Origin of the sequence: Bacillus sp. FSL K6-2971 (assembly GCF_038006405.1) — a bacterium.
Classification (GTDB): domain Bacteria; phylum Bacillota; class Bacilli; order Bacillales; family Bacillaceae; genus Bacillus; species Bacillus pumilus.
Genome location: NZ_JBBOVD010000001.1, coordinates 3,148,411 through 3,169,865, shown reverse-complemented (window position 1 = coordinate 3,169,865; position 21,455 = coordinate 3,148,411). Strand labels below are relative to the sequence as shown.

Genomic DNA, 21,455 nt, shown 5'->3' with positions numbered 1-21,455 from the left:
ATGACGAAAATATATGTTGTTTTTATTTTATTCAGCAATATGGTATAATTTTTCATAGTTACAGAGTAGCTACAAAAGAGTGACTGTGTAACCCCAAAGATTTTCTTAGAAATATGTTTACATGCAAAGTACTTTGCATAAAATAAAAAGAAGCCAGGATGCGTCAACATCCCGGCAATGTACAATTCGGCCCTCAAGGGGCTGGCTAATCGAATAGGATACTTTAGGATAGACTTCCCTTTTACCTACCAAAGCTCAAGGGGGAGTCTATTTTTTGTCTATATACGTCAACAGGGTTATAATAAATGACCCGAAAGCAAGCATTAACATTAGTGCTTGAAATGTTGACATGAGCATCACCCCCTTCCTATCGGGGGATGAGCCAGACACCCTTGAGCTAGCCGTTCAATTGTACAATTTAAATTATACATGAAAAGATTGGAAAGCACATTCAAAAATGGATGTGCTTTTTTGCATTCAAAAAAACATAACAAAGGGAGTTTTTAAACATGAGCGAAAAACAAACATTTGATCTTTCATTTTTTATGCCAGGACAAACAGTAGAAGCAGAAGAGGTCAAAGTGCCAATTTCTAAGCGTTTTGTTGATAAAAAAGGGAATGTCATTCCTTTTGTCTTTAAAGCCATTACAACTGAACGCATTGATGAACTGGAAAAAGAAAACACCACGTTCAAAAATGTCAAAGGAAGAGGCCGTGTGAAAGACTTAGACAGCCAACGCTTCTACGCACGTATTGCCATTGAATCAACGATTTACCCAGATTTCCGCTCAAAGGAATTAAGAGAAGCCTACAGCACACAAGATCCAGTTGAAGTCGCAAAACGTGTATTATCTGTCGGCGGTGAATACGCAAACTGGTTAAACAAGGCCATTGAAATCAACGGATTCGAAGACGAAATTGAAGATTTAGAAGAAGCAGCAAAAAACTAATAAAAGATGGGGATAAAGAAGCCGTGTTTTTATATTACGCCATGCATGAGCTTCACTACTCCCCATCTGAACTCCTAGATTTATACGAATCACCAAGACCGTTCAAAGCACTCCTATTCGGACTCATCAGCTACAAGCTCGACATGCTAGAAAAAGAAGCAAAGAAAGGAGGGAAATAATTGGCGAAACTCACTGCACGATTTGAATTAGAAGACAAAGTATCGAAGAAGCTGCTGCGAATACAAAAGCGATTTCAAACATTTGAGAAGCAGCTCAAACCATTTAGAAAACCGGTGAAAATAAACCTGGATATAGATGACAAGAAATTAAAAAACTTCAGTTTATCGCTTCGAAAAATTTCAGTGATTTCCATGAGACTGGATCAAGGAATCTTTCGTGATCTTAAAGCATTAAACAATCAGTTAAATATGCTCCCGAATCACTTGGTCTTATCCATTCAAGCGAAGGGGCTAAATGTCATTAAATCCAGCATAAATCGTTTAAAGCAAGCGGGAACAAGCCCCATTATGCTGACGTTTAAACTAAACGATCAATTGTCAGATAAAATGTCATCAATCAAAAAATCTATCTTTCAGCTCATGAACAGAACGTACTATATGAGATTAAACATGGTTGACCAAGCCACCGCTGCAATTCAACGAATCAAAAAGACACTCAAAAGCTTGACGATGTCTAAACACGAAATCAGAGTGTCTGTTCAAGACAATGCAAAGAGTAAGTTGAAAAAACGAGATCAAGCAGAGTCGGTTGTGAAAGAACAAAACATAAAAAAAGAACCTGAGGCTGTTAGTCCGTCAGTGAAAGCGGAAGATCCTAAACAGAGCTGGCTCCAGAGCCTTGCCAATAAGGGATTAAGTGAAATTCAAAAATATGCAGGTGACGTTGCAGATAAAGTGAAGGAAAAATTGAGTCCTAGAAAATTTTGGGATGAAAAGGCACTTCCTTGGGTTGAAAATAAAATAGAAGAGTACAAGCAAGACGTGATCGGAAGAATTAAAGAGAAGATTAAATTTAATCCTGAAAAAAAACTAGATCAATTAGTGAAGGCTGGATTAGATCGACTCTTAGGTGCAAGTGATCAATCAAGTGAAAGTACCACTCAGACACCAACAACAGCGCCAACAACAGCACCAACATCTACACCATCAAATCCAGCTCCCAAAACGAAACCACAGTCACGAGGTGGAAAAGGCTTGTTTCGCAATAGTTGTTGCCCCTGTTGTGCAAGAGGTTTAAGCAGGGGAGGATCTACTAAAACTAAAAATCGAAATGGTCGCTCACCAAGACAGACAAGAAATCCAAATGCTACATCAAGGGCCGAAATGAATAGAAGACCCCCAAGTAGATTAGGGAAGCTGAAAACAAATGCAGGTAAATTATTTGGAAAAATCCCTAATGGACTAAAGAAAGGTGCGGGTATCGCAGCTTCAGCTGGTGGACTTACGGGTTTAGTGAAAGGTAGCAAGGGGTTAAGTGGATTAGGGAAAGCGATGAAAAGTATAGGTAAAGGGAGCGGCAAGTTATTAAAGAAAGTACCTATTCTAGGAAGTGTACTTAGTGCAACAAATCTAATCGGTATGAACAAAGAGAATGCTGGTGAAAAGATTGGTACGACTGGAGGCGGCATCGCCGGCGGAATGGCAGGTGCTGCAGCAGGTGCAGCTATTGGAAGCGTAGTCCCGGGGATAGGTACAGCCATCGGCGGTCTAGTAGGTGGCATCGCTGGAAGTATGGGCGGAGAATCTATCGGTGAAACAATTGGGAAATGGTTTGATGGCGGCGGATTTGAAAAGATTGGCCAAAAAGCCATTGAAATCAAAAATCAAATTGTCGAAGTTTGGTCAACAGTCGCGGCTTGGTTCACAGAAAATGTCTGGACACCATTAAGCAGTACGGTTGTCACAGTAGCGTCAGCCATTTGGTCAAGTTTAGTCAATGCCTGGACATGGATACAAGAAACGTTCAGTGCAGTAGCAGGCTGGTTTATTGAAAATGTCTGGACACCGCTCAGCGACACAGTCGTTACAGTAGCAACGACCATTTGGACAAATCTAGTCAATGCTTGGACATGGATACAAGAAACGTTTAGTGCAGTAGCAGGTTGGTTTATCGAAAACGTTTGGACACCGCTCAGCGACACAGTCGTTACGGTAGCAACGACTATCTGGTCAAGTTTAGTCAATGCCTGGACATGGATACAAGAAACGTTCAGTGCGGTAGCGGGTTGGTTTATTGAAAACGTTTGGACACCACTGAGCAGTACAGTTGTTACAGTCGCTACAGGGATTTGGACAGCATTATCAAATGCATGGAAAAAGATACAATCAATCTTTGGAGCTGTATCGACATGGTTTATGGAAAATGTGTGGAATCCACTTGTAGATACGGTAGGAACCATTAAAGACAGTTTCGGTAAAAAGTTTGAAGAAGCATATAAAGTGGTGACAGATATATGGGATGGATTATCCAAATGGTTTGAGGACAACATTCAAAAGCCGATTGTAAAAGTAGCAGAAGCTATTGGTGATGGGTTTTCTAAAGCGTTTGGCTGGGTTAAAGATTTGTTTAATAAGGCTGGCGGTGGGGTTGATTTTGTATTGAAACATGTCTTTGGAGGTGCTGATAACAATGCCACAGGCGGCTATATCACCCAGCCAACCTTATCATGGGTCGGTGAAGCTGGTAACGAATTTGTCATTCCAACTCAAAATAACCGAGGGCGCGGGAAGATGCTGCTTGCTCAGGCTGCTTCTCAACTTGGAATGTCTGTTATGCCAAGCGGAGCAGCTGGAAATCAAGTATCAAGCTCTCCAGCTCCTACAGCAGTAGCTTCATCATCTTCTGTCGGTTCAATAGACGGATCGGTCGCGATGACTGGGAACATTCAAGCCTCCAGCATAGGCGAGCAATTTAATAAGGATTTTGAACAAGGATTAAATCAAAAAATGATTACACTTGATCAATGGAAACAAAAGAATATTCAGCAGCCTTTTGGTCAATTGACCTCAGACTCAAATAAGTATGGTCAGCAAACAGTTGCTGCTTTTGCGAATGGTCAGCAGGTGACACCAACAGGAACAGACAGCTTTTTGCAAAGTCGTGTAAAAGCACCATACCAACAAATGATGACAGCATCGCCAACTTGGGGTTCTGGAACGGTTAGTGGTTTTGCCACAGGTCAAAATGCCACATCAGTTGGTACTAGCCAATACGTAGATCAGCACATCAAACAACCATTTCTACAAGCAAAACAAGAATCACCAGGCTGGGGCTCAGGAATGATGGATGCCTTTAACAGTGGCATGCGTTCAAAAGCAAGTGAAGTCACACAAGCCGCCAAAGAAATGGCGAAGAAAGTAGAGCAGGCGTTTAGAGAGGAATTAGACATTCATTCCCCTTCACGCGTCATGATGAGTCTTGGGAAATTTGCATCGATCGGTGTCGTCAAAGGGCTCGACTCAGTGGATGTGAAAAAGTTTGCTGAAAATCAGGCTGGTTCATTAATTGGAGCTTTCAGCGGTATGGGGGCTTCGGGTCTTAGTGTTCAGCAATGGCTCATGGCAGCTCTCATGGCAACTGGCACATCGATGAACTGGCTTCCAGGTCTGATGACCATTGCGCAGCATGAATCGAATGGAAATCCGAGAGCAATCAACTTATGGGATTCTAACGCCAAGAAGGGAACACCTTCTAAAGGCTTAATGCAAACCATTGGACCGACGTTTAACTCCAATAAAGGCAAGGGCATGAATAACATTTGGAACCCAATTCATAATGCCGTAGCAGCCATTAACTACATTAAGGGCAGATATGGAACAGTCTTCAATACACCGGGATTACGAAGTATGAGAAGAGGCGGACCTTATAAAGGCTACGCAAATGGTGGACTGATTACTCAGGAGCAGGTTGCTAGAGTCGGTGAAGGAAACAAACGCGAATGGATCATTCCTGAAGAAAGAGGCATTCGCGGAAGGTATTTATTAACGCAGGCAGCCAAGGCACTTGGGATGCAAGTATATGATCCAGCAAATGCGTCTGCTCCTTTACCAGAATCACAGATGCAGCAAGTCACCTCAGCTCAGTCTTCTAGTCGTACGGCATCGTCAAGTAATAAGCAAATCACCATTCAATTGAATGGGGATCAGCATTTTCATAATGGACAAGATCAGCAATCGCTTGTCGAAAAAATTAGACAAATGCTCGTAGATGAACTGGAAGTAGAGCTTCATACAGGAACGAAGGGGGTCGTGATCGATGGGTAAATCAGTGTATCAATTGTGGATTTCCCAAGGAAAGGACAAGTTGCGATTCCCTGTCCTTCCATCTGAACTTGAAATCACAAATAACGTACAAAATGAAACGGTAAAGGTTGCCTCTTTTGGAGAACTGACCTTTATTGATGTCCCATCGGCTAAACAAGTATCATTCACTTCATTATTTCCTAAGAAATATTCGCCAATTGCTGAATATAAAAGCATTCCATCACCGGAGAATGCGATAGCGAAAATAGAACGAATGATGCGTTCGAAGAAGTCTGTGCGGTTGATTGTAACGGGGACAAAAATCAATATGACGTGCAGCATTGAAAGCTTCACCCATAAAGAAGGATCCTACGATATTGGCGATCGTGAATTTACGATCGAGTTAAAGGAATACAAAACCGCATCGCCTAGGAAAATTAAACGAAAGAAAAAAGCAAAACAAACGAAAAAGAAAAGGCCTTCAAAAACACCGCCAAAAATGTACACCGTCAAAAAAGGGGATACGCTATGGACCATTTCAGGCAGGTTTTATGGCGACAGTACAAAATGGCGGCGTATTTGGAATGCCAATAAATTAGCGATGATTAAACGGAGCAAACGCAATATTAAGCAGCCGGGGCATTGGATTTTCCCTGGACAAAGGTTAAAAATACCACAATAGGGGGGCTGGCATTGATCGAGCTTTTTGCCATCAGAAGCGGCACCATGTATGAGCTTGTCACAGAGAGTGTGACACTTCAGGGGCAAAGGTATCAAGCCCCTCGCTCTATTCAAGCAAATATTATCACAAAGCAAGGGAGTCAAACATATTACCGTATCTCAGAAGGGGACACGGTTCTTTTTAAATGGAAAGGAAAAGAGCTGTTCAGAGGCATTGTGTTTTCTCGGACGCCTGTTGAAGGGAAACTGACCTTTACCGCATACGACATGCTTCAATATTTGGTGAAAAACCAAGATGTTTATGTTTTTTCAAAACAAAGAGCAGATCAAATCTTGAGACGGATTGGGGCTGACTTTCAAATTCCAATGACCTCCATCGCCAATACAGGTCATGTCATAAAATCACTAGTGTTTAAAAACGATACGAGCCTATATGACATGATTCTGAAAGCATTAAAAGAGACAAAGCGGCAAACCGGCAGAAACTATCAAATCTATTCTGCTAAAGGAAAGATGGGGCTGAGAGCTTGGCCAGATCCAGAGGACGTATGGGTCATTGAATCAGGTGTCAATCTCATTGGCTATCAGTACAGCACCTCGATTGAAGAGACAGCCACTCGTGTCAAGCTGCGCACGTCTGCAGATGAACAAGGGAAAAATAAGAAAAAAGGCAGCAAATCAGAGATTGTAGTGGTCGAACAGGATAAAGCAGGTCAGAGTAAATACGGTATTTTACAACATGTTGAGACGGTTACAGGACAAATCAACCAGCCGCAGCTGCAAAAAAGAGCCAAAGTACGGCTGGCAGAGAAAAAAGGCGTGAAACAAGAAGTCAAAAGCATCCAAGCGCTAGGCATTCCTGAACTGCAAAGCGGTCTTCCAATCTATTTGAAAATCCCTGAAATCAACGTAAAAAAAACGTACTGGATCGATCAGGACAAACATGAATTCAGTGGGGTGAAACACACCATGACAATTGATGTCGTTGAGAAAAATTCCATTCCAAAGGGTGATCAAGCGTGAGGTTAAGTGAAGCGATTAAACGATTAGCAGTGAATGCTGTAGACGCCGCCTCTCCAATTGATCTGGTGGTTGGAGAAGTCACGGCAGTTTCTCCTGTAAGCATCCGGTTAAATGAAAACCATAAACTGATCATCCCGGAAGAATTACTGATTTGGCCAAAGCGTCTAAACAAGGGTGAGGATGATGAACTGAAAAGGGGAGACAGCATTATGGTGCTGGCAATGGCAGGAGGGCAATCCTTCTACATCATCGACAAATTGTAAGGGAGGTGATGAACGTGGCACTTTCACCAGAGGAAGAAATTGAGGAAACAGAAGAAGACGAAGAGGTGGAAACCTCAACGACGTATCGAATAGATGTTGAAACTGGCAGACTGACAGGTGAAACCATTTCAGGTATTGAAGCAATTCGTCAATTCGTTTATATGACACTTAGGACAGAGCGGTATGCACATCCTATTTACAGTCACGACATTGGCACTGAAATTCAGGAGCTCTTGACGGATACAGAAGCCACGGATGAATACAAAGAAATGGAGATTCCGAGGCTACTAGAGGAAGCATTGATTGTGGACGAACGGATTGATCATATTGAAGAGATAGAGGTCACTAAGGAAAATGACTCGTTTCATGTCAAGCTAGCTATTGTCACAGATGAAGGCACATTAGAAATAGAGGAGGTGATGGAGAGCGATGTTTGAGGAACAAACGTACGAAGCATTAATGGAAAGAATGCTAGACAGACTGCCAGATGACATAGATAAAAGAGAAAACAGCGTCATTTGGAATGCCTTGGCACCTGCTGCCGCTGAACTGGCCCAGTCCTATATTTGGCTTGATCAAGTATTCGAGCTGGTCTTTGCAGATACAGCACAAGGAGAGTTTCTAGATCGGCGGGCTGCTGAAGTAGGAATTGAAAGAAAACCAGCGACTAAAGCGGTTTGGTCCGCAGCTATTCAGCCGGAGGATATCAATATCCCAGCTGGCTCACGGTTTTTTATTGAAGACGTCTATTTCCAATATTCGATTGATGGCACGCTAGAATGCGAGACACCTGGCAGGGTCGGCAATGGTCAATTAACAGATCAGCCGCTACTTTCACTTGATACAATCCCAGGGCTTGAATCGATTATCATGAAAGATTTGGTGATACCCGGACAAGAGGAAGAAGATGACGCTACGTTATATGATCGCTACTTAATACGTGCTAGGCGGGAGGCTGTCAGTGCCAACAAGGCACATTATAAAAAATGGGCTGAGGAAGTGACAGGGGTTGGCAGAGCGAAGGTATTCCCGCTTTGGAACGGAGAAGGGACGGTCAAAATTGTCATTACAGACGGCAATCTAGATGTTGCATCAGATCTGCTTGTTAAAAGAGCACAGGAATATATTGACCCAGTACCAGGCGAAGGAGAAGGACAAGCGCCTATCGGTTCAAAAGCGACCGTCGAAAGCGCCAAATGGCTGAATATTGACATAGAAGTAGCCGTCGAACTTCAAATGGACTGGACCCTTGAAGGAGCGCAGAAAGAAATAGAAGAAAAGGTCAAAGCGCTGTTGAAATCAATCGCATTTGAAAAGAGTACCATTCGAATGTCCGCATTAAATGACATTCTGTACCATTCAGAAAGTGTATCAGATTATGCAAACGTGTTATTGAATGGGGAGTCAAAAAACTTAGTGTTACAGGACATTGAGATACCGCGTCTGAGGCAGGTGAAGGTTATTGAGCAAACAGGATGAAATGAAAAACTACTTGCCGCCATATTTTACAGAGATTTATGAAGTCGATCACCTGCTCAAAACAGAAGCGCCAGAGTTTGAGCAATTGGATGAATCCATTTTCGATTTAACGGATCAGTTCTTCCCTTTGACAGCGACATGGGGATTGAATAGATGGGAAAGAATGCTGAAGGTGCAGCGAGAATCAGATGATTCCATTGAACTTCGCAGAGCACGCTTACTCAATATGATGTCAAACATTCCACCGATCACGTATCTTTCATTAGAGAAATCGGTGAATCGCTTTCTCAAAAATCCAAGTGCCAGCATCCGTCTGACCACCAATCGCTATCATTTCGCCTTACGTGTGAACCTAGATGATCTGCAAAACACTAGATATATTGTAGAAATACTTGAAACGTTAAAGCCGGCTCATTTGGCTTATACGTTCACTGCATTTCATCATACCGATGTACATGAAAAAAATGATCATCACGGGAGGCTCACACTGCGAAGCAGAGTGGGTTTTTTCGATCATATCCCAATTTTACTCAATGGTGAATTTGTATTAAATGGTACGTTTTATCTGAGCGGAACTCGAGGGACAACCGATGTACCTGCTCGTTTTCGGCATTCGTTGAAGATGAGAATGCCGCTTCAGCACAAGTCAGAAACCACATATCGCATGAATTATGTCATGACTGGATCGGTACATGAAACAAGGCAAAAAGCGGCACTGACATTACGCACAAAAAACCAGCTGTCAAATCAAACCAAAAAGAAAATGACGTTCCGATTGCCAGTACAAGTCCAAACTGAACAGGGCGGCAGCTTACTAATTAAGGATCATTACTGGATTCTCGACGGATCTGTTCCGCTCGACGGATCAAAAATGCTAGCAGCTACTTCTCAAAAAATAGAGCTATAAGGAGGATCACAATGGCTGATCAATTAACCGTAACAACACTATATGCACGTCAACAAATGGCAAAGGCAAGAGCAGAAGGAACAAAACTCACAAAAGTCGTCAAAATGGCATTTGGAAATGGCGGGACGAAGGATGGGAAACCGATCTCACTAGACGGCACTGAACAAAAACTCAAAAAAGAACTCGTCCAAAAAGAGATTGATTCGTTTACATTCATGGAACCAGCAAAAATCCGCTACACCTGCACGATCGCCGAAGGAGAACTTGCAGGAGAAGTCATCAACGAACTAGCACTTGTCGACGAAAGCGGCAAATTCACCGCCATCCGCACCATGACAGACAAACAAAAAGACGGCGACATCGAATTTGTTTTTGAGATTGATGATATTTATTAATGGAGGGGAATGAAATGGACATCAAATCACCTTTACCGTTTGAAACCTCTGACAAAGCACATGCCAACTTATTTAACCGGATGGTCGACACTCTAGTTGAGAATGACAATGCGCTCAGGCTACAAATAGAAGGAATCACAAATGAAAGCTTATTTAAACTTACAGGCGATCAAGCCATTCAAGATGCATCAGTCAGCGGTGAGGAATATCCAGATGGCATTACGTTCATGGATATTGGACAAGCGAATGATACCGGATATCCTACGAGATTTGGCTTTGTGAAAAATGAAAAATATAGTAACTTTCGATTTGTTCAATATTACTATGGGACTGGAAACGAAGCGGGCAGTTATTTTGATAGCACGGGTACATGGTGCCGTCATTGGTGGACTGGATCTGGTTGGACCGACTGGCATAAGCTCTCTGGATTCTGTCATGCCAATATAGGTACAACTGGAAAACAGTTATTAACCAAAGGTGAGTATCAAAAAGTCCTTTTTAATCGAAAGATAAAAGACAGTCATAACAATTTTGATATCAAAAATAATCGCTTCATCTGCCCTGAAAACGGAATGTATTCAGTGAATGCAGGTGTTTATGTTGAAACCTTTCAACGATACGCAAACTTTGAATTATCGATCTATTTAAATGGTAGAAGGTATAAAAATATTGCACATCAAAGACAGAGTCCGACAAGCCCATCTGATGTGTTGAGCTTTAGTATGGGACTTTATGGTGCTGCGAACGTACCGGCTAATAAAGGGGATTATATAGAAATTTACATGTATGCAGGATATGACGGAGATGTTAGTCGTTATGTATCAGATAATTCAGGCTGGTACAACTATTTCGATATTACGGAATTAGGCGGCCGCAATTTCCCGAGAGTGTAGGAGGATTCTAATGATTTTATATGAAGCCATTAAATATAAATACCCTGATGCGGACCCGCAAAAGGATTTTGAATTAAGAAATGACGGTGCTGGTTCGTATATAGATGAGTGGCATCTAGATGTGCCAAAGCCAACGGCAGAAGAATTGAAAGAATGGTGGGAGGAATCTCAAATCAATCCAAGGTATCAACCGCCTCTTCCGCTAGATTATCTAGCACAAGAAGTAGCCAAAGAAAAGCTCATGAGAAAACAGCTTGAACATCAATGTGATCATCTAACAAACGAAATAAAAGCGCTAAAAAATGAGCTCCTTTTATATAAAAGAGAGCGTGAATCATGAATTATTGGGTGATGGCGTTGTATTTTAAATGGGTGACCCCTGAATTGGTCAAACAAGCGGTGGAACTAGGCGATTGTTCAATGGAAGATTTAAAAACAGGATATGAACAAAGGATGCTCACTCTAGAGCAGCTACAAGAAATGGAACCAAGCATCAAAGCAAGGGAGTGAAAACTGAATGGAAATAAAAGAACCAAAACCTTTTGAAGTAAATGATAAAGCACATGCTGATTTGTTTAATGACATGGTCAAAGTACTTCTTGAAAATGATCATGGATTAATAGAGCAGTTCTTAAAACATACAAATGATTCGAGAGTACACGCATCTGAAACAGAAAAGAAGAAATGGAATAATTCACAGAACTATAAGATCACAGCAGATAGTGGAAGACAGCTGATTAATGTATCTGCTGACGGCAGAATATTTGATGCGATAAAAGATAAAGGAACATGTACTTTTTATGCAGCTGCTGGTGTGGAGGATTCTCCGGCTTCATCAAATGTCTCAATCAGAGGGCTGCAGACAGTAGGTCAAGAAAATATTGGCTCTGGTTTTGCGATGGATAGTTCAGGTAATGCTTATTTTTTCTATTACGAAGCCGGACATACGTCGATTAAATGGACAAAGCTGCCTACAGAAAGCGATAGAAAAAGATGGGATAACGGTCAATTAGTAAAAATCACACAAGATGATGGAAAGCCCTTTTATCATGGATTTGCTAGCGAAACAGACTACAATACCCTTATGGAGACAGGGATGTATCTTATATATAATACTGGAGTGAACGGTCCATCGCCTTCCCATAATCGAGTGTTTTTATTGGTCATGAGTTATGGCAGTACATTAGTACAAATAGCATACGAATCTGTTTATGGGAAGAACACATACTTTAGAGTTCTTAGACACAAAGCACAATCATGGACACCATGGGAGAAGCAAATCACGCTATCAGATCTATTAGAAGGTTCATGGGAAACACCTAAAGAGATTAGTGGCAATTGGAAGGAATATGACCCTATTAATTTGCCAGTGAAATATCGAAAGAATCTCTTGGGGGAAGTTGAGATAGTAGGTGCTATAAAAGGTGGGATTTTAGGAAATAACCCAGTGTTTATTTTGCCTGAAGGATATCGGCCGCAGCAGGCAATCCATTTTGTGGGTATCGCTTCGAGTATAGGGACACCTGGAGTACCTCAATTCCATCGAACCTTAGTAGATAAGAATGGAAATGTATGTGTGCAATCATCTTCAAATAATGCTAATCCAACTGAGTTTATTACATTTGGTTTTAAGTTCAGTACAAGATAATTCCATAAACAATGTGAAAGGAGAATCACATGAAGATAAAAGACACCACGTACTTTCAAAACAAGTGATACAGCCCATGCAGATCTGTTTAATGACATGGTAAAGGTTATTATTGAAAATGATGCTGAACTATTAAATCATATCAATCAACACGAAAATGATGTAACATCTCATGCATCTAAAACAGAAAATCAGAAATGGAATCAATCTCAGCTATATAAAATGACGAATGATAACGGATCCCAGTTGATCAATATCCCATCTGGCGGCAGTATTTATAACGGGATAAAATCGTTAGGTGCCTGCTTTTTATAAAGCTGCATTTGATGTGGAAAAACAACACGGGTATGAATCAGCGACACAGGAGTATATAGATAGCCTAAAGCAAGCCCCTCTCCCGCCAAGTGATATAGAACTTTTAAAGAAACAAAATGCTTTGTTATCGAAACAACTCATGCAACTATTAACTATGCAAAAAGTAGGTGCTTCAGAATGATGTTTCCGACTGTAGCGGATATCAAACAATTCTGGGACTGGCAGTGTTACGACTCAGAGGACATAGCAATTTATGTAAGCATTGGCTGGATCTCGGCAGAAGACTATCAAAATATAACTGGAGAAATATACGAAGCCTAATGGCTTTATTTTTTTGCCGGAAAGAAGGTGATTTCAATGGAAGTAGATGTTGTTCAAAACTTAATGACACAAGGCCCGTTTGCCGTTCTTTTTTGTTGGGTGCTGTTTTATGTATTAAACACAACAAAGGAAAGAGAAAACAAGCTCAATGAACAAATCGAGGCGCAAAATGATGTGTTAGCAAAGTTTAGTGAGAAGTATGATGTGGTGATCGACAAACTCGACAAAATTGAACGGAATTTAAAATAGGAGGAGAAATCATGAAGACATTCGACAAAGGCACTGTGATTCGCACAGTGCTTCTTTTTATTGCGCTCATCAATCAAACGCTTGTCATGTTTGGACAGACGGTGCTGCCGATTAGTGAGGAGCAAGTACAAACCGCTGGTGAGGCACTATATGTAGCAGGTTCCACCATTTTTACGATGGTTACAGCCATTATCGCTTGGTTTAAAAACAATTATGTAACCTACAAAGGTCAATTACAAAAAGATACCCTGAAACAAAGAGGGCTAACAAAATAATCGTTTAAGGAGAAACAATATGGTCAATATCATTCAAGCCTATATTCCAAAACACAACCGCAACAGACCAGGAAATACGATGAAGCCGCTCTATATTACGGTGCATAATACCTCTAACACGGCAAAAGGTGCAAATGCGGGGAGTCACGCTGCGTTTGTTGCACGTTCAAGTACCGGAGTCAGTTGGCATTACACTGTCGACAATCAAGTGATTTATCAACATTTACCGTTAAACGAAAACGGCTGGCACGCAGGAGATGGCAGAGGCAATGGCAATATGAAATCAATCGGAATTGAAATTTGTGAAAATGCAGACGGCAACTTTGAACAAGCAGTCGAAAATGCCCAATGGCTCATTCGAAAGCTAATGGGCGATTTGGGAATTCCTTTATCAAATGTAGTGCCTCATAAACATTGGAGCGGGAAAGAATGTCCAAGGAAATTGCTCGGACGGTGGGATCAATTTAAAGTTGGAATAGCCACAGATCGTACCGGCAGCAAAAGCACAAGAAAGCCAGTTCGAACAGAGAGCTTGAGTCACAAAGCACCAGTTACCAAACAGAAATCGTCAAATCTGCCATCTGGCATCTTAAAAATAACCAAGCCCTTAACAAAAGGACCACAAGTCATAGCCGTGCAAAAAGCCTTATCCTCCCTCTATTTCTACCCAGACAAAGGGGCAAAAAACAACGGGGTTGATGGCTATTATGGATCAAAAACAGCGAATGCGGTCAAGCGGTTCCAGCTTATGAATGGTCTAGCGGCAGATGGGATATACGGTCCGAAGACGAAGAACAAAATCGAACGATTGCTGAAAAAGTGATCATTCATAAAGTGCTATCAGCAGGTGAATGGATTTCCCCTTGCTGATAGCTAACAAAAAATGACATCATTTGTGATATAATCGACCGAATCACTATCATAAGGGGAGAGTGAAATGAAAAAGGAACTGTTCCAAGTCATCATACTGTCAGTGCTGCTCATCTATTTCTTTTATCACGGAATGACGAGTGATTATCCTGTGTCTTACACAATTATTCTCATCACGGCTTATGTCTCTGTGATTGCGTACCGCATCATAAAGATATTAAGGTTAAGAAAAAACAAAGAACAAACAGAGCTGTAAGAAATAAATACATAAAAAAACCATCCTTGATTTCTCAAGAATGGTTTTTCGTTATGGAGCATAGCGGGATCGAACCGCTGACCTCTACGCTGCCAGCGTAGCGCTCTCCCAGCTGAGCTAATGCCCCGATGTGTTACGACATAATTTATTATAATCAATCCTCCTGTAAAATTCAAGCTTTAAAACGCACACACATCTTCTATTTATCTTTCTGATCAATCGGGATATAGTCAAAGATTTCCCCTGAATGAACAGAGTCTGCTAAGCGTCTCAGCCAGTCATAGTAGGCTTTTGAGCTTTCAAGCTGCTCTATGAGCTGCTGCGCTTCCTCTCTTATATGTTCCTCCAGCTGATCATCACGAGCCACCTCTTGAAGCCGCACTTGCGCTTCTTCTATCGCCGCTAAATTGACCTCGACCTCTCGTTCCCATTTTTGTGGAAAGAAGTTCATGAAAAACTTAAAAAAGTCTTTTTCAGCAACAAAGCTATGTTTTCTTCGTCCTCGGTGAAAGGTCTTTTTGACAATATTCATGTCTTGGAGTTTTTTCACACCCGTACTCATACTTGGCTTGCTCATTTGCAGCTCTTCACGCATTTCATCCAGCGTCATTTCTTCATTTAAATACATGGTCCCATAGAGAATACCAGCACTTCGTGTAATTCCATAGAGATCCATCGTTTCAGCTATGGAATCAATGACTAGATCTTTAGCAGCTAAAAAACGATCCTCTGCTTGTGACTGCTCCTGCTTTTTCATCTTGTCCCTGCTTTCTATTTAGAGAATTCAATACGTTCAAAAAAATCTTTATGGACTATATGTTAACGAAAGAATGCAAAATGTCAAAAGAAAATGAAGCATATCTCCCTTTGACAGAAAAATTTGAACATGATACGTTAATTATGTTCAAAACGTTAAAATTTTATTTAACAAATTTATTGAAAAGAATCAGAGGAGGTTCCTTCTATGAGTCAAACACTATTTATAGATGGACAATGGGTTGGCGCCAAAAGTGGCGACACGCGGGATATCATCAATCCATTTAATCAAGAAGTGATCGCGACAGTCAGTGAAGGATCAAGAAATGACGCGCAGCTCGCCATTAAGGCAGCGAGAAAAGCCTTCGATCAAGGTGACTGGGCAAACTTGCCTGGACTTGAAAGAGGAAATATGGTGTTTAAGATTGCTGAATTGATTAGACGTGATCTTGATGAACTAGCCAAATTGGAATCGCTTGATACTGGTAAAACAGTAGAGGAAAGCAAAGCTGATATGGACGATATTGCGAACGTGTTCCAATATTATGCAGGGCTTGCCGACAAAGATGGTGGGGAAATCATTGCGTCGCCGATCCCGAACTCAAAAAGTGAATTAGTCAGAGAGCCTGTCGGTGTATGCGGGCAAATTACTCCTTGGAACTATCCATTGCTTCAAGCGAGCTGGAAAATCGCTCCTGCTCTAGCGGCGGGGAATACAATCGTATTAAAGCCAAGTGAAATTACACCACTCACCACGATCAAAGTATTCAAACTCATGGAAGAAGCAGGCATTCCAGCAGGGGTTGCGAACCTAGTCCTTGGGCCAGGTGCAACGGTTGGTGATGAGCTTGCTGTGAATGATCAAGTAGATTTGATTTCATTTACAGGCGGTATTGAAACAGGCAAGAAAATCATGCAGGGAGCCAGTGGGAATGTGAAGAAAATCGCCCTTGAGCTCGGCGGAAAAAATCCGAATATTGTGTTTCAAGATGCTGATTTAGACGTAGCGGTTGACCAGGCAATGAATGCTGTGTTTTTCCATTCAGGGCAAGTGTGTTCAGCAGGTTCACGTTTGCTAGTGGAAGAATCCATTCATGATGAATTTTTAGAAGAACTGGTGAAGCGTACGAAAAAAATCAAGCTAGGCAACGGCTTTGATGAAGAAACCCAAAGCGGCCCGCTCATCTCAGCTGAGCATCGAGAAAAAGTAGAAAAATACGTCAGCATTGGGTTAGATGAAGGCGCCAAATTAGAAACAGGCGGAAAAAGACCTGACGCAGAGGAGCTTTCAAATGGGTTCTTCTACTTGCCAACGATTTTCTCAGGCTGCACGTCAGAGATGCGGATTGTCCAGGAAGAAGTCTTTGGCCCAGTATTGACAGTTGAATCCTTCCGTACAGAGGAAGAAGTGATTGAGCTGGCAAACGATACGATTTATGGATTAGCAGGAGCCGTGTGGTCTTCTGATATCAGCAAGGCCGAAAGAGTCGCTCGTCAATTAAGATTAGGCACAGTTTGGATCAATGATTTCCATCCTTATTTCGCTCAAGCACCTTGGGGCGGATATAAACAATCAGGTCTAGGACGTGAATTAGGGCGCACCGGGCTCGAGGAATATACGGAGCTGAAGCATGTATATCGTAATACAAAACCTGAAGCGATTCGTTGGTTTCAATAAAAATCACACATTTGGAGGAGATTCTATATGACATTAAATATGAAAATTGAAAGCATGCAGAAATTCCATACATTTGAAATTCCGACTGTCATCAAACATGGCATCGGTGCAGTGAAACATGTTGGGGAAGAAGTAAAAGCATACGGTGTCTCAAAGGTATTACTTGTAACAGACCCAGGTATTTACCTGGCGGGCGTGGTAGATCCAGTGATTGCTTCATTAAAAGAAGCACAAATAGATGTGGTGCTATTTGATAAAGTAGAGCCAAACCCGCCAGTCCGTTTAGTGAATGAAGGCTCTGCGTTATATGAAAAAGAAGGCTGTAATGGATTAGTTGCAGTAGGCGGCGGAAGCTCAATGGATACAGCGAAGGCGATCGGTGTAGAAGCGACGCATGAAGGCTCAGTCCTTGATTACGAAGCGGCAGAGGGAAAAAAACCGCTTGAAAAGAGAATCCCACCTTTAACCACTATTCCAACAACGGCTGGTACAGGTTCAGAAGTAACGCAGTGGGCAGTGATTACAGATGAAGAAAGAGAATTCAAATTCAACACAGGTGGCCCGCTCATTGCAGCTCACCTCACAGTCATTGATCCAGAGCTTCATGTATCCATGCCGCCTCATGTGACAGCAATGACTGGAATTGATGCACTTGCACACGCCATTGAATGCTATACAATGAAATTTGCTCAGCCTATTACAGATGCGGTCGCGCTCATGGCCATTGAATATGCAGCTCATTATATTCGCCGTGCCTTTGCCGATGGTGAGGACTTAGAAGCCAGGTATGGAATGGCACAAGCTGCAATGCTTGCCGGGCTTTCTTATGGAAGCGAATCAGCTGGAGCTGCACATGCGATGAGTCAAACACTCGGAGGCATTATTCCTGTAGCGCACGGTCAGTGTGTCGCAGCAATGATGGGACCGGTGATGGAGTATAACTGGAAAGGGTATCCCGAAAAATTTGCTCGTATTGCGCAAGCATTTGGAATTAATATTAGCCGAATGTCAACAGAGGAAGCCGCAAAAGCAGCAGTGAACTGGATGTATGATTTAGTGGAAGACCTAGAAGTTCCTTCATTAGAAGAACAAGGTGTATCAAAAGATATGATTGACCGCTTATCTAAAGAAGCAATGAAAGATCCGCAAACAATTGGAAACCCAAGAGATCTAAACGAAAAAGCGTACAACTGGATTTATGCTCGCTGTTTTGATCTAACACCTAAAACAGTGTAACAATGAAAAAAGGCTAAAATGATCTTTATTTTAGCCCTTTGTCTTCTTTTCAGCTCAGCGTGATAGAAAACCTTTGAAGTCTAGGAAGGACGAGTACTGGCGCGGAGCGAATTTGACATTCGTGAGCACCAGCACGCAGGACTGACACCGAATGCGAGGGTTTGTCTACACGCTGAAAAGGCTCCCAAAAGGGAGTCTTTTTTATGTCTTATAGCTGTTCTTTAATTTCTTTGATTTGATGGATATGGCGTTTTTCGTGTGCGCCGATAAAATCAAGATATTGCTTAAGGGATAACTCTTCAAACACAGGGTGTGCAATGACGCGCTTGAAATCATCCTCAGTAAATGTTGATAAAATTTGATTGAGCTGCTCACGTGCTGTATCAAGCTCATCTTTTAAATGTGTAGGTGTCACATGCTTGCGCTCAGGCTCAACAATACTAGGCGCAGTCGCTTTTCTAGAACGATTCTCTGCCATTTCCACCGGCTTTGGCTCATATTCTTTGATCGGTGCTTTTTTTCCCTCAGCAGCTAGATGTTTTGCTGCCACGAGGTCCATCTTCTTTAAATGATCTGCCACCTCTTGAATACTCCAAGTATCATCAGATAATTTTTGATTCAATTGTTCTTCGTTCAAACCTTGTAGCTCTTGCCACAATTCTTGTCTTGCATCATGTAATAAACTCATTTTCATCACCTCAAGATCAAATTTTAACATACTGGTACATGACAATCATTCTTTAGCTATCGGCGAATTCCTGTGAAGAATTGTGAGGAAATTTGAAACCTTTACAAAAGTGGTTCGTATTACCTGTTAGAAGGAATACATTGGAGGTGAGCATGGTCTAAATGAAACAAAGGCTGTTCATTTCATGAAGAAAGGGTGAGGAAGATGGATGTGTTCGGGCTGCCACTTCAGACGCTGTATTTATACATATTGATGATATCAGGAATCCTGACACTTGTTTTCGTCTTTTTCGGCGATGTATTTGATGGATTGTTTGAAGCGATTCCTGTTCCATTCCTTCAACCAACATTAATTCTCGCATTTCTTACCTTTTTCTCGGCTGGAGGGTTTATCTCTGAAAAAACAGCAATTGTAGGGAGTGGACTTGGCGCAGTCTTATCTGCCATCCTCGCAGTAGTTCTTGTGACCTGTTTGAATGTATTTGTCTTAGTCCCGCTTTCCTCAGCTGAAGAATCTCTCTCATATACGGAGGCCGACTTAAAAGGAAGAACTGGGGAGATCATTGTATCTGTTCCAAAAGACGGGTTTGGAGAAGTGCTGTTAATTAGTAATAGCGGGAAAATCTCAAAGCCTGCCGTCAGTTTCGACGAAGAGGAGATTCCATATGGAACTCAGGTACTGGTCGTCGAAGTGAACAAAGGCGTCTTATCAGTTATACCAAATGAAGAAATCTAGGAGGGAATGCTATGCCAGGAACAACCATTTTGATTATCATTGGAATTGTGCTTGTGATTCTGATTGCACTTATTGGTGTATTTGTTTCGAAATACCGGACTGCAGGTCCAGATGAAGCGTTAATCGTCACAGGAAGTTACCTAGGAAGTAAAAATGTCCACGTGGATGAAGGTGGAAACAAGATTAAGATTGTAAGAGGAGGAGGTACCTTTGTACTCCCTGTTTTTCAACAAGCAGAGCCGCTCAGCTTACTATCTAGCAAGCTAGATGTTTCAACACCTGAAGTCTATACTGAACAAGGTGTTCCAGTCATGGCGGACGGAACAGCCATCATTAAAATCGGCGGATCGATTGAAGAAATTGCTACTGCTGCAGAGCAATTTTTAGGTAAAACAAAAGAAGACCGCGAAAACGAAGCGAGAGAAGTTTTAGAAGGACACCTTCGCTCCATTTTAGGGTCAATGACAGTTGAAGAGATTTATAAAAACAGAGAGAAATTTTCTCAAGAAGTACAGCGTGTCGCTTCTCAAGATCTAGCGAAAATGGGCCTTGTCATTGTATCGTTTACAATCAAAGATGTCCGTGATAAAAATGGCTATTTAGAATCACTAGGTAAACCTAGAATTGCCCAAGTGAAACGCGATGCAGATATTGCAACAGCAGAAGCAGATAAAGAAACACGTATCAAACGTGCAGAAGCAGATAAAGATGCGAAGAAATCTGAGCTTGAGCGTGCCACTGAAATCGCTGAAGCAGAAAAGATCAATGAGCTGAAAAGAGCAGAATTCAGACGTGAACAAGATACAGCAAAAGCAAGTGCCGACCAAGCGTACGATCTTGAAACAGCACGTAACCGTCAGCACGTAACTGAACAAGAAATGCAAGTGAAAATCATTGAACGTCAGAAGCAAATTGAATTAGAAGAAAAAGAGATCCAGCGTCGTGAGCGTCAATACGATTCTGAAGTGAAAAAGAAAGCAGATGCGGATCGTTATGCGGTTGAGCAGTCAGCTGCGGCGGAAAAAGCGAAACGCCTCGCTGAAGCAGATGCCAAGAAATACAGCATTGAAGCAATGGCAAAAGCAGAAGCTGAGAAAGTCCGAATTGACGGGCTTGCCAAAGCGGAAGCTGATCGTGCGAAAGGGGAAACAGAAGCAGAAGTCATTAGACTGAAAGGACTTGCGGAAGCGGAAGCGAAAGAGAAAATCGCTGAAGCATTCGAACAGTATGGTCAGGCAGCAATCCTTGATATGATTGTGAAAATGCTTCCTGAATATGCGAAGCAAGTCTCTGCACCACTTTCTAACATTGATAAAATTACGGTTGTGGATACGGGAGGTAACGGAGAAGGTAGCGGTGCCAATAAAGTCACTGGCTATGCTACAAACCTCATGTCCAGTCTGCAAGAAAGCCTGAAAGCATCCTCTGGAATTGACGTCAAAGAAATTATTGAGAACTTTTCCGGCAAAGGCAATGTGAAGCAAAGCATTCAGGAACTAACGAATGAAATCAAACAACCAAGAAAAAAAGAGATCGCTGATACTCAAATAGAAGAATAAAATCAATAGACACCTT

Annotated in this window: 27 protein-coding genes and 1 tRNA gene; 24 read left to right on the top strand and 4 right to left on the bottom strand. The window is 41.9% G+C overall.

The genetic code is table 11. The annotated features are described in order from the left end of the window. Nucleotides 1-267 precede the first annotated feature (267 nt). On the bottom strand, nucleotides 268-357 hold the full coding sequence (locus MHI33_RS17025) for a putative holin-like toxin (RefSeq protein WP_080772987.1): 90 nt from the start codon (nucleotides 355-357) through the stop codon (nucleotides 268-270). Nucleotides 358-509: 152 nt separating this feature from the next. On the opposite strand from MHI33_RS17025, the gene MHI33_RS17020 reads away from it, so the two are divergent. From MHI33_RS17020 to MHI33_RS16925, 20 genes are all read left to right on the top strand, one after another. After that, a complete protein-coding gene (locus MHI33_RS17020) occupies nucleotides 510-950 on the top strand; it encodes a phage tail assembly chaperone (protein ID WP_012011040.1) in 441 nt (146 codons plus the stop codon). A gap of 41 nt (nucleotides 951-991) precedes the next feature. After that, a complete protein-coding gene (locus MHI33_RS17015; protein WP_088002055.1) occupies nucleotides 992-1,129 on the top strand; it encodes a hypothetical protein in 138 nt (45 codons plus the stop codon). Beyond that, nucleotides 1,130-5,233 (top strand): transglycosylase SLT domain-containing protein, encoded by a 4,104-nt coding sequence (locus MHI33_RS17010; RefSeq protein ID WP_231129538.1) that lies wholly within the window; start codon nucleotides 1,130-1,132, stop codon nucleotides 5,231-5,233. It begins immediately after the preceding gene. Further along, nucleotides 5,226-5,894, top strand: coding sequence for a LysM peptidoglycan-binding domain-containing protein (locus MHI33_RS17005; RefSeq protein ID WP_065099038.1), 669 nt, complete (start codon nucleotides 5,226-5,228; stop codon nucleotides 5,892-5,894). Before MHI33_RS17010 ends, MHI33_RS17005 begins: the two co-directional genes overlap by 8 nt. An 11-nt stretch (nucleotides 5,895-5,905) precedes the next feature. Next, nucleotides 5,906-6,916: an XkdQ/YqbQ family protein gene (locus tag MHI33_RS17000; RefSeq protein ID WP_065099037.1), complete on the top strand. Its 1,011-nt coding sequence runs from the start codon at nucleotides 5,906-5,908 to the stop codon at nucleotides 6,914-6,916. Then, nucleotides 6,913-7,179 carry a DUF2577 family protein gene (locus MHI33_RS16995; protein WP_065099036.1) on the top strand — a complete coding sequence of 89 codons (267 nt, stop codon included), beginning with the start codon at nucleotides 6,913-6,915 and terminating at the stop codon, nucleotides 7,177-7,179. The genes MHI33_RS17000 and MHI33_RS16995 overlap by 4 nt, the downstream gene beginning before the upstream one ends. Nucleotides 7,180-7,193: 14 nt before the next feature. Further along, nucleotides 7,194-7,616: a DUF2634 domain-containing protein gene (locus tag MHI33_RS16990; protein WP_012011034.1), complete on the top strand. Its 423-nt coding sequence runs from the start codon at nucleotides 7,194-7,196 to the stop codon at nucleotides 7,614-7,616. Continuing rightward, entirely contained in the window at nucleotides 7,609-8,658 is a 1,050-nt protein-coding gene (locus MHI33_RS16985; RefSeq protein ID WP_065099035.1) for a baseplate J/gp47 family protein, read from the top strand. Before MHI33_RS16990 ends, MHI33_RS16985 begins: the two co-directional genes overlap by 8 nt. Continuing rightward, nucleotides 8,642-9,565 (top strand): YmfQ family protein, encoded by a 924-nt coding sequence (locus tag MHI33_RS16980; RefSeq protein WP_065099034.1) that lies wholly within the window; start codon nucleotides 8,642-8,644, stop codon nucleotides 9,563-9,565. The genes MHI33_RS16985 and MHI33_RS16980 overlap by 17 nt, the downstream gene beginning before the upstream one ends. 11 nt (nucleotides 9,566-9,576) lie before the next feature. Then, a complete protein-coding gene (locus MHI33_RS16975; protein WP_065099033.1) occupies nucleotides 9,577-9,960 on the top strand; it encodes a phage tail-collar fiber domain-containing protein in 384 nt (127 codons plus the stop codon). Between the two features lie 14 nt (nucleotides 9,961-9,974). Further along, nucleotides 9,975-10,853, top strand: a complete 879-nt coding sequence (locus MHI33_RS16970) for a hypothetical protein (RefSeq protein ID WP_065099032.1) — start codon at nucleotides 9,975-9,977, stop codon at nucleotides 10,851-10,853. Nucleotides 10,854-10,863: 10 nt separating this feature from the next. Next, entirely contained in the window at nucleotides 10,864-11,193 is a 330-nt protein-coding gene (locus MHI33_RS16965; protein WP_065099031.1) for an XkdW family protein, read from the top strand. After that, nucleotides 11,190-11,363 carry a hypothetical protein gene (locus tag MHI33_RS16960; protein WP_003212881.1) on the top strand — a complete coding sequence of 58 codons (174 nt, stop codon included), beginning with the start codon at nucleotides 11,190-11,192 and terminating at the stop codon, nucleotides 11,361-11,363. The genes MHI33_RS16965 and MHI33_RS16960 overlap by 4 nt, the downstream gene beginning before the upstream one ends. A 7-nt stretch (nucleotides 11,364-11,370) precedes the next feature. Further along, nucleotides 11,371-12,501 (top strand): pyocin knob domain-containing protein, encoded by a 1,131-nt coding sequence (locus tag MHI33_RS16955; protein ID WP_065099030.1) that lies wholly within the window; start codon nucleotides 11,371-11,373, stop codon nucleotides 12,499-12,501. Nucleotides 12,502-12,597: 96 nt separating this feature from the next. Further along, nucleotides 12,598-12,816 carry a hypothetical protein gene (locus MHI33_RS16950; RefSeq protein WP_065099029.1) on the top strand — a complete coding sequence of 73 codons (219 nt, stop codon included), beginning with the start codon at nucleotides 12,598-12,600 and terminating at the stop codon, nucleotides 12,814-12,816. A 177-nt stretch (nucleotides 12,817-12,993) separates the two neighbouring features. Next, the gene (locus MHI33_RS16945) at nucleotides 12,994-13,137 is read left to right on the top strand and encodes an XkdX family protein (RefSeq protein ID WP_185106824.1); all 144 of its coding nucleotides are present in this window, start codon (nucleotides 12,994-12,996) and stop codon (nucleotides 13,135-13,137) included. A 36-nt stretch (nucleotides 13,138-13,173) separates the two neighbouring features. Next, nucleotides 13,174-13,386 carry a BhlA/UviB family holin-like peptide gene (locus tag MHI33_RS16940; RefSeq protein WP_003213245.1) on the top strand — a complete coding sequence of 71 codons (213 nt, stop codon included), beginning with the start codon at nucleotides 13,174-13,176 and terminating at the stop codon, nucleotides 13,384-13,386. Nucleotides 13,387-13,397: 11 nt separating this feature from the next. Next, nucleotides 13,398-13,661, top strand: coding sequence for a phage holin (locus MHI33_RS16935; protein WP_003212734.1), 264 nt, complete (start codon nucleotides 13,398-13,400; stop codon nucleotides 13,659-13,661). A 19-nt stretch (nucleotides 13,662-13,680) separates the two neighbouring features. Continuing rightward, nucleotides 13,681-14,484, top strand: coding sequence for a peptidoglycan recognition protein family protein (locus tag MHI33_RS16930; RefSeq protein WP_065099028.1), 804 nt, complete (start codon nucleotides 13,681-13,683; stop codon nucleotides 14,482-14,484). 114 nt (nucleotides 14,485-14,598) lie between these two features. Then, on the top strand, nucleotides 14,599-14,787 hold the full coding sequence (locus MHI33_RS16925) for a hypothetical protein (protein WP_044140750.1): 189 nt from the start codon (nucleotides 14,599-14,601) through the stop codon (nucleotides 14,785-14,787). A gap of 54 nt (nucleotides 14,788-14,841) precedes the next feature. On the opposite strand, the gene MHI33_RS16920 is transcribed toward MHI33_RS16925, so the two are convergent. Both MHI33_RS16920 and cudC read right to left on the bottom strand, forming a co-directional pair. Continuing rightward, nucleotides 14,842-14,914, bottom strand: a tRNA-Ala gene (locus tag MHI33_RS16920). A 72-nt stretch (nucleotides 14,915-14,986) separates the two neighbouring features. Then, nucleotides 14,987-15,544 carry a choline uptake/conversion transcriptional regulator CudC gene (cudC, locus tag MHI33_RS16915; protein ID WP_265208383.1) on the bottom strand — a complete coding sequence of 186 codons (558 nt, stop codon included), beginning with the start codon at nucleotides 15,542-15,544 and terminating at the stop codon, nucleotides 14,987-14,989. A 207-nt stretch (nucleotides 15,545-15,751) separates the two neighbouring features. Between cudC and betB the strand changes: the two genes are divergently transcribed. Further along, on the top strand, nucleotides 15,752-17,221 hold the full coding sequence (gene betB, locus MHI33_RS16910; protein WP_126741612.1) for a betaine-aldehyde dehydrogenase: 1,470 nt from the start codon (nucleotides 15,752-15,754) through the stop codon (nucleotides 17,219-17,221). 27 nt (nucleotides 17,222-17,248) lie between these two features. After that, the gene (locus MHI33_RS16905; protein WP_065098974.1) at nucleotides 17,249-18,457 is read left to right on the top strand and encodes an iron-containing alcohol dehydrogenase; all 1,209 of its coding nucleotides are present in this window, start codon (nucleotides 17,249-17,251) and stop codon (nucleotides 18,455-18,457) included. A 208-nt stretch (nucleotides 18,458-18,665) separates the two neighbouring features. Here MHI33_RS16905 and MHI33_RS16900 read toward each other — a convergent pair whose 3' ends face one another. Further along, complete coding sequence (locus MHI33_RS16900; protein WP_217013237.1) at nucleotides 18,666-19,145, bottom strand: DinB family protein; 480 nt, start codon at nucleotides 19,143-19,145, stop codon at nucleotides 18,666-18,668. Nucleotides 19,146-19,349: 204 nt separating this feature from the next. Between MHI33_RS16900 and MHI33_RS16895 the strand changes: the two genes are divergently transcribed. Together MHI33_RS16895 and MHI33_RS16890 are read left to right on the top strand one after the other, a co-directional pair. Continuing rightward, on the top strand, nucleotides 19,350-19,880 hold the full coding sequence (locus tag MHI33_RS16895; RefSeq protein WP_065098973.1) for a hypothetical protein: 531 nt from the start codon (nucleotides 19,350-19,352) through the stop codon (nucleotides 19,878-19,880). A gap of 11 nt (nucleotides 19,881-19,891) precedes the next feature. Further along, nucleotides 19,892-21,439 carry a flotillin family protein gene (locus MHI33_RS16890; protein ID WP_003213366.1) on the top strand — a complete coding sequence of 516 codons (1,548 nt, stop codon included), beginning with the start codon at nucleotides 19,892-19,894 and terminating at the stop codon, nucleotides 21,437-21,439. Nucleotides 21,440-21,455 lie beyond the last annotated feature (16 nt).

Coding starts and splice junctions, on each gene's coding strand:
- MHI33_RS17025 (WP_080772987.1), bottom strand. CDS start 357: ATGCTCATGTCAACATTTCAAGCACTAATGTTAATGCTTGCTTTCGGG.
- MHI33_RS17020 (WP_012011040.1), top strand. CDS start 510: ATGAGCGAAAAACAAACATTTGATCTTTCATTTTTTATGCCAGGACAA.
- MHI33_RS17015 (WP_088002055.1), top strand. CDS start 992: ATGCATGAGCTTCACTACTCCCCATCTGAACTCCTAGATTTATACGAA.
- MHI33_RS17005 (WP_065099038.1), top strand. CDS start 5,226: ATGGGTAAATCAGTGTATCAATTGTGGATTTCCCAAGGAAAGGACAAG.
- MHI33_RS16985 (WP_065099035.1), top strand. CDS start 7,609: ATGTTTGAGGAACAAACGTACGAAGCATTAATGGAAAGAATGCTAGAC.
- MHI33_RS16975 (WP_065099033.1), top strand. CDS start 9,577: ATGGCTGATCAATTAACCGTAACAACACTATATGCACGTCAACAAATG.
- MHI33_RS16970 (WP_065099032.1), top strand. CDS start 9,975: ATGGACATCAAATCACCTTTACCGTTTGAAACCTCTGACAAAGCACAT.
- MHI33_RS16965 (WP_065099031.1), top strand. CDS start 10,864: ATGATTTTATATGAAGCCATTAAATATAAATACCCTGATGCGGACCCG.
- MHI33_RS16960 (WP_003212881.1), top strand. CDS start 11,190: ATGAATTATTGGGTGATGGCGTTGTATTTTAAATGGGTGACCCCTGAA.
- MHI33_RS16955 (WP_065099030.1), top strand. CDS start 11,371: ATGGAAATAAAAGAACCAAAACCTTTTGAAGTAAATGATAAAGCACAT.
- MHI33_RS16950 (WP_065099029.1), top strand. CDS start 12,598: ATGGTAAAGGTTATTATTGAAAATGATGCTGAACTATTAAATCATATC.
- MHI33_RS16945 (WP_185106824.1), top strand. CDS start 12,994: ATGATGTTTCCGACTGTAGCGGATATCAAACAATTCTGGGACTGGCAG.
- MHI33_RS16940 (WP_003213245.1), top strand. CDS start 13,174: ATGGAAGTAGATGTTGTTCAAAACTTAATGACACAAGGCCCGTTTGCC.
- MHI33_RS16935 (WP_003212734.1), top strand. CDS start 13,398: ATGAAGACATTCGACAAAGGCACTGTGATTCGCACAGTGCTTCTTTTT.
- MHI33_RS16930 (WP_065099028.1), top strand. CDS start 13,681: ATGGTCAATATCATTCAAGCCTATATTCCAAAACACAACCGCAACAGA.
- MHI33_RS16925 (WP_044140750.1), top strand. CDS start 14,599: ATGAAAAAGGAACTGTTCCAAGTCATCATACTGTCAGTGCTGCTCATC.
- cudC (WP_265208383.1), bottom strand. CDS start 15,544: ATGAAAAAGCAGGAGCAGTCACAAGCAGAGGATCGTTTTTTAGCTGCT.
- betB (WP_126741612.1), top strand. CDS start 15,752: ATGAGTCAAACACTATTTATAGATGGACAATGGGTTGGCGCCAAAAGT.
- MHI33_RS16905 (WP_065098974.1), top strand. CDS start 17,249: ATGACATTAAATATGAAAATTGAAAGCATGCAGAAATTCCATACATTT.
- MHI33_RS16900 (WP_217013237.1), bottom strand. CDS start 19,145: ATGAGTTTATTACATGATGCAAGACAAGAATTGTGGCAAGAGCTACAA.
- MHI33_RS16895 (WP_065098973.1), top strand. CDS start 19,350: ATGGATGTGTTCGGGCTGCCACTTCAGACGCTGTATTTATACATATTG.
- MHI33_RS16890 (WP_003213366.1), top strand. CDS start 19,892: ATGCCAGGAACAACCATTTTGATTATCATTGGAATTGTGCTTGTGATT.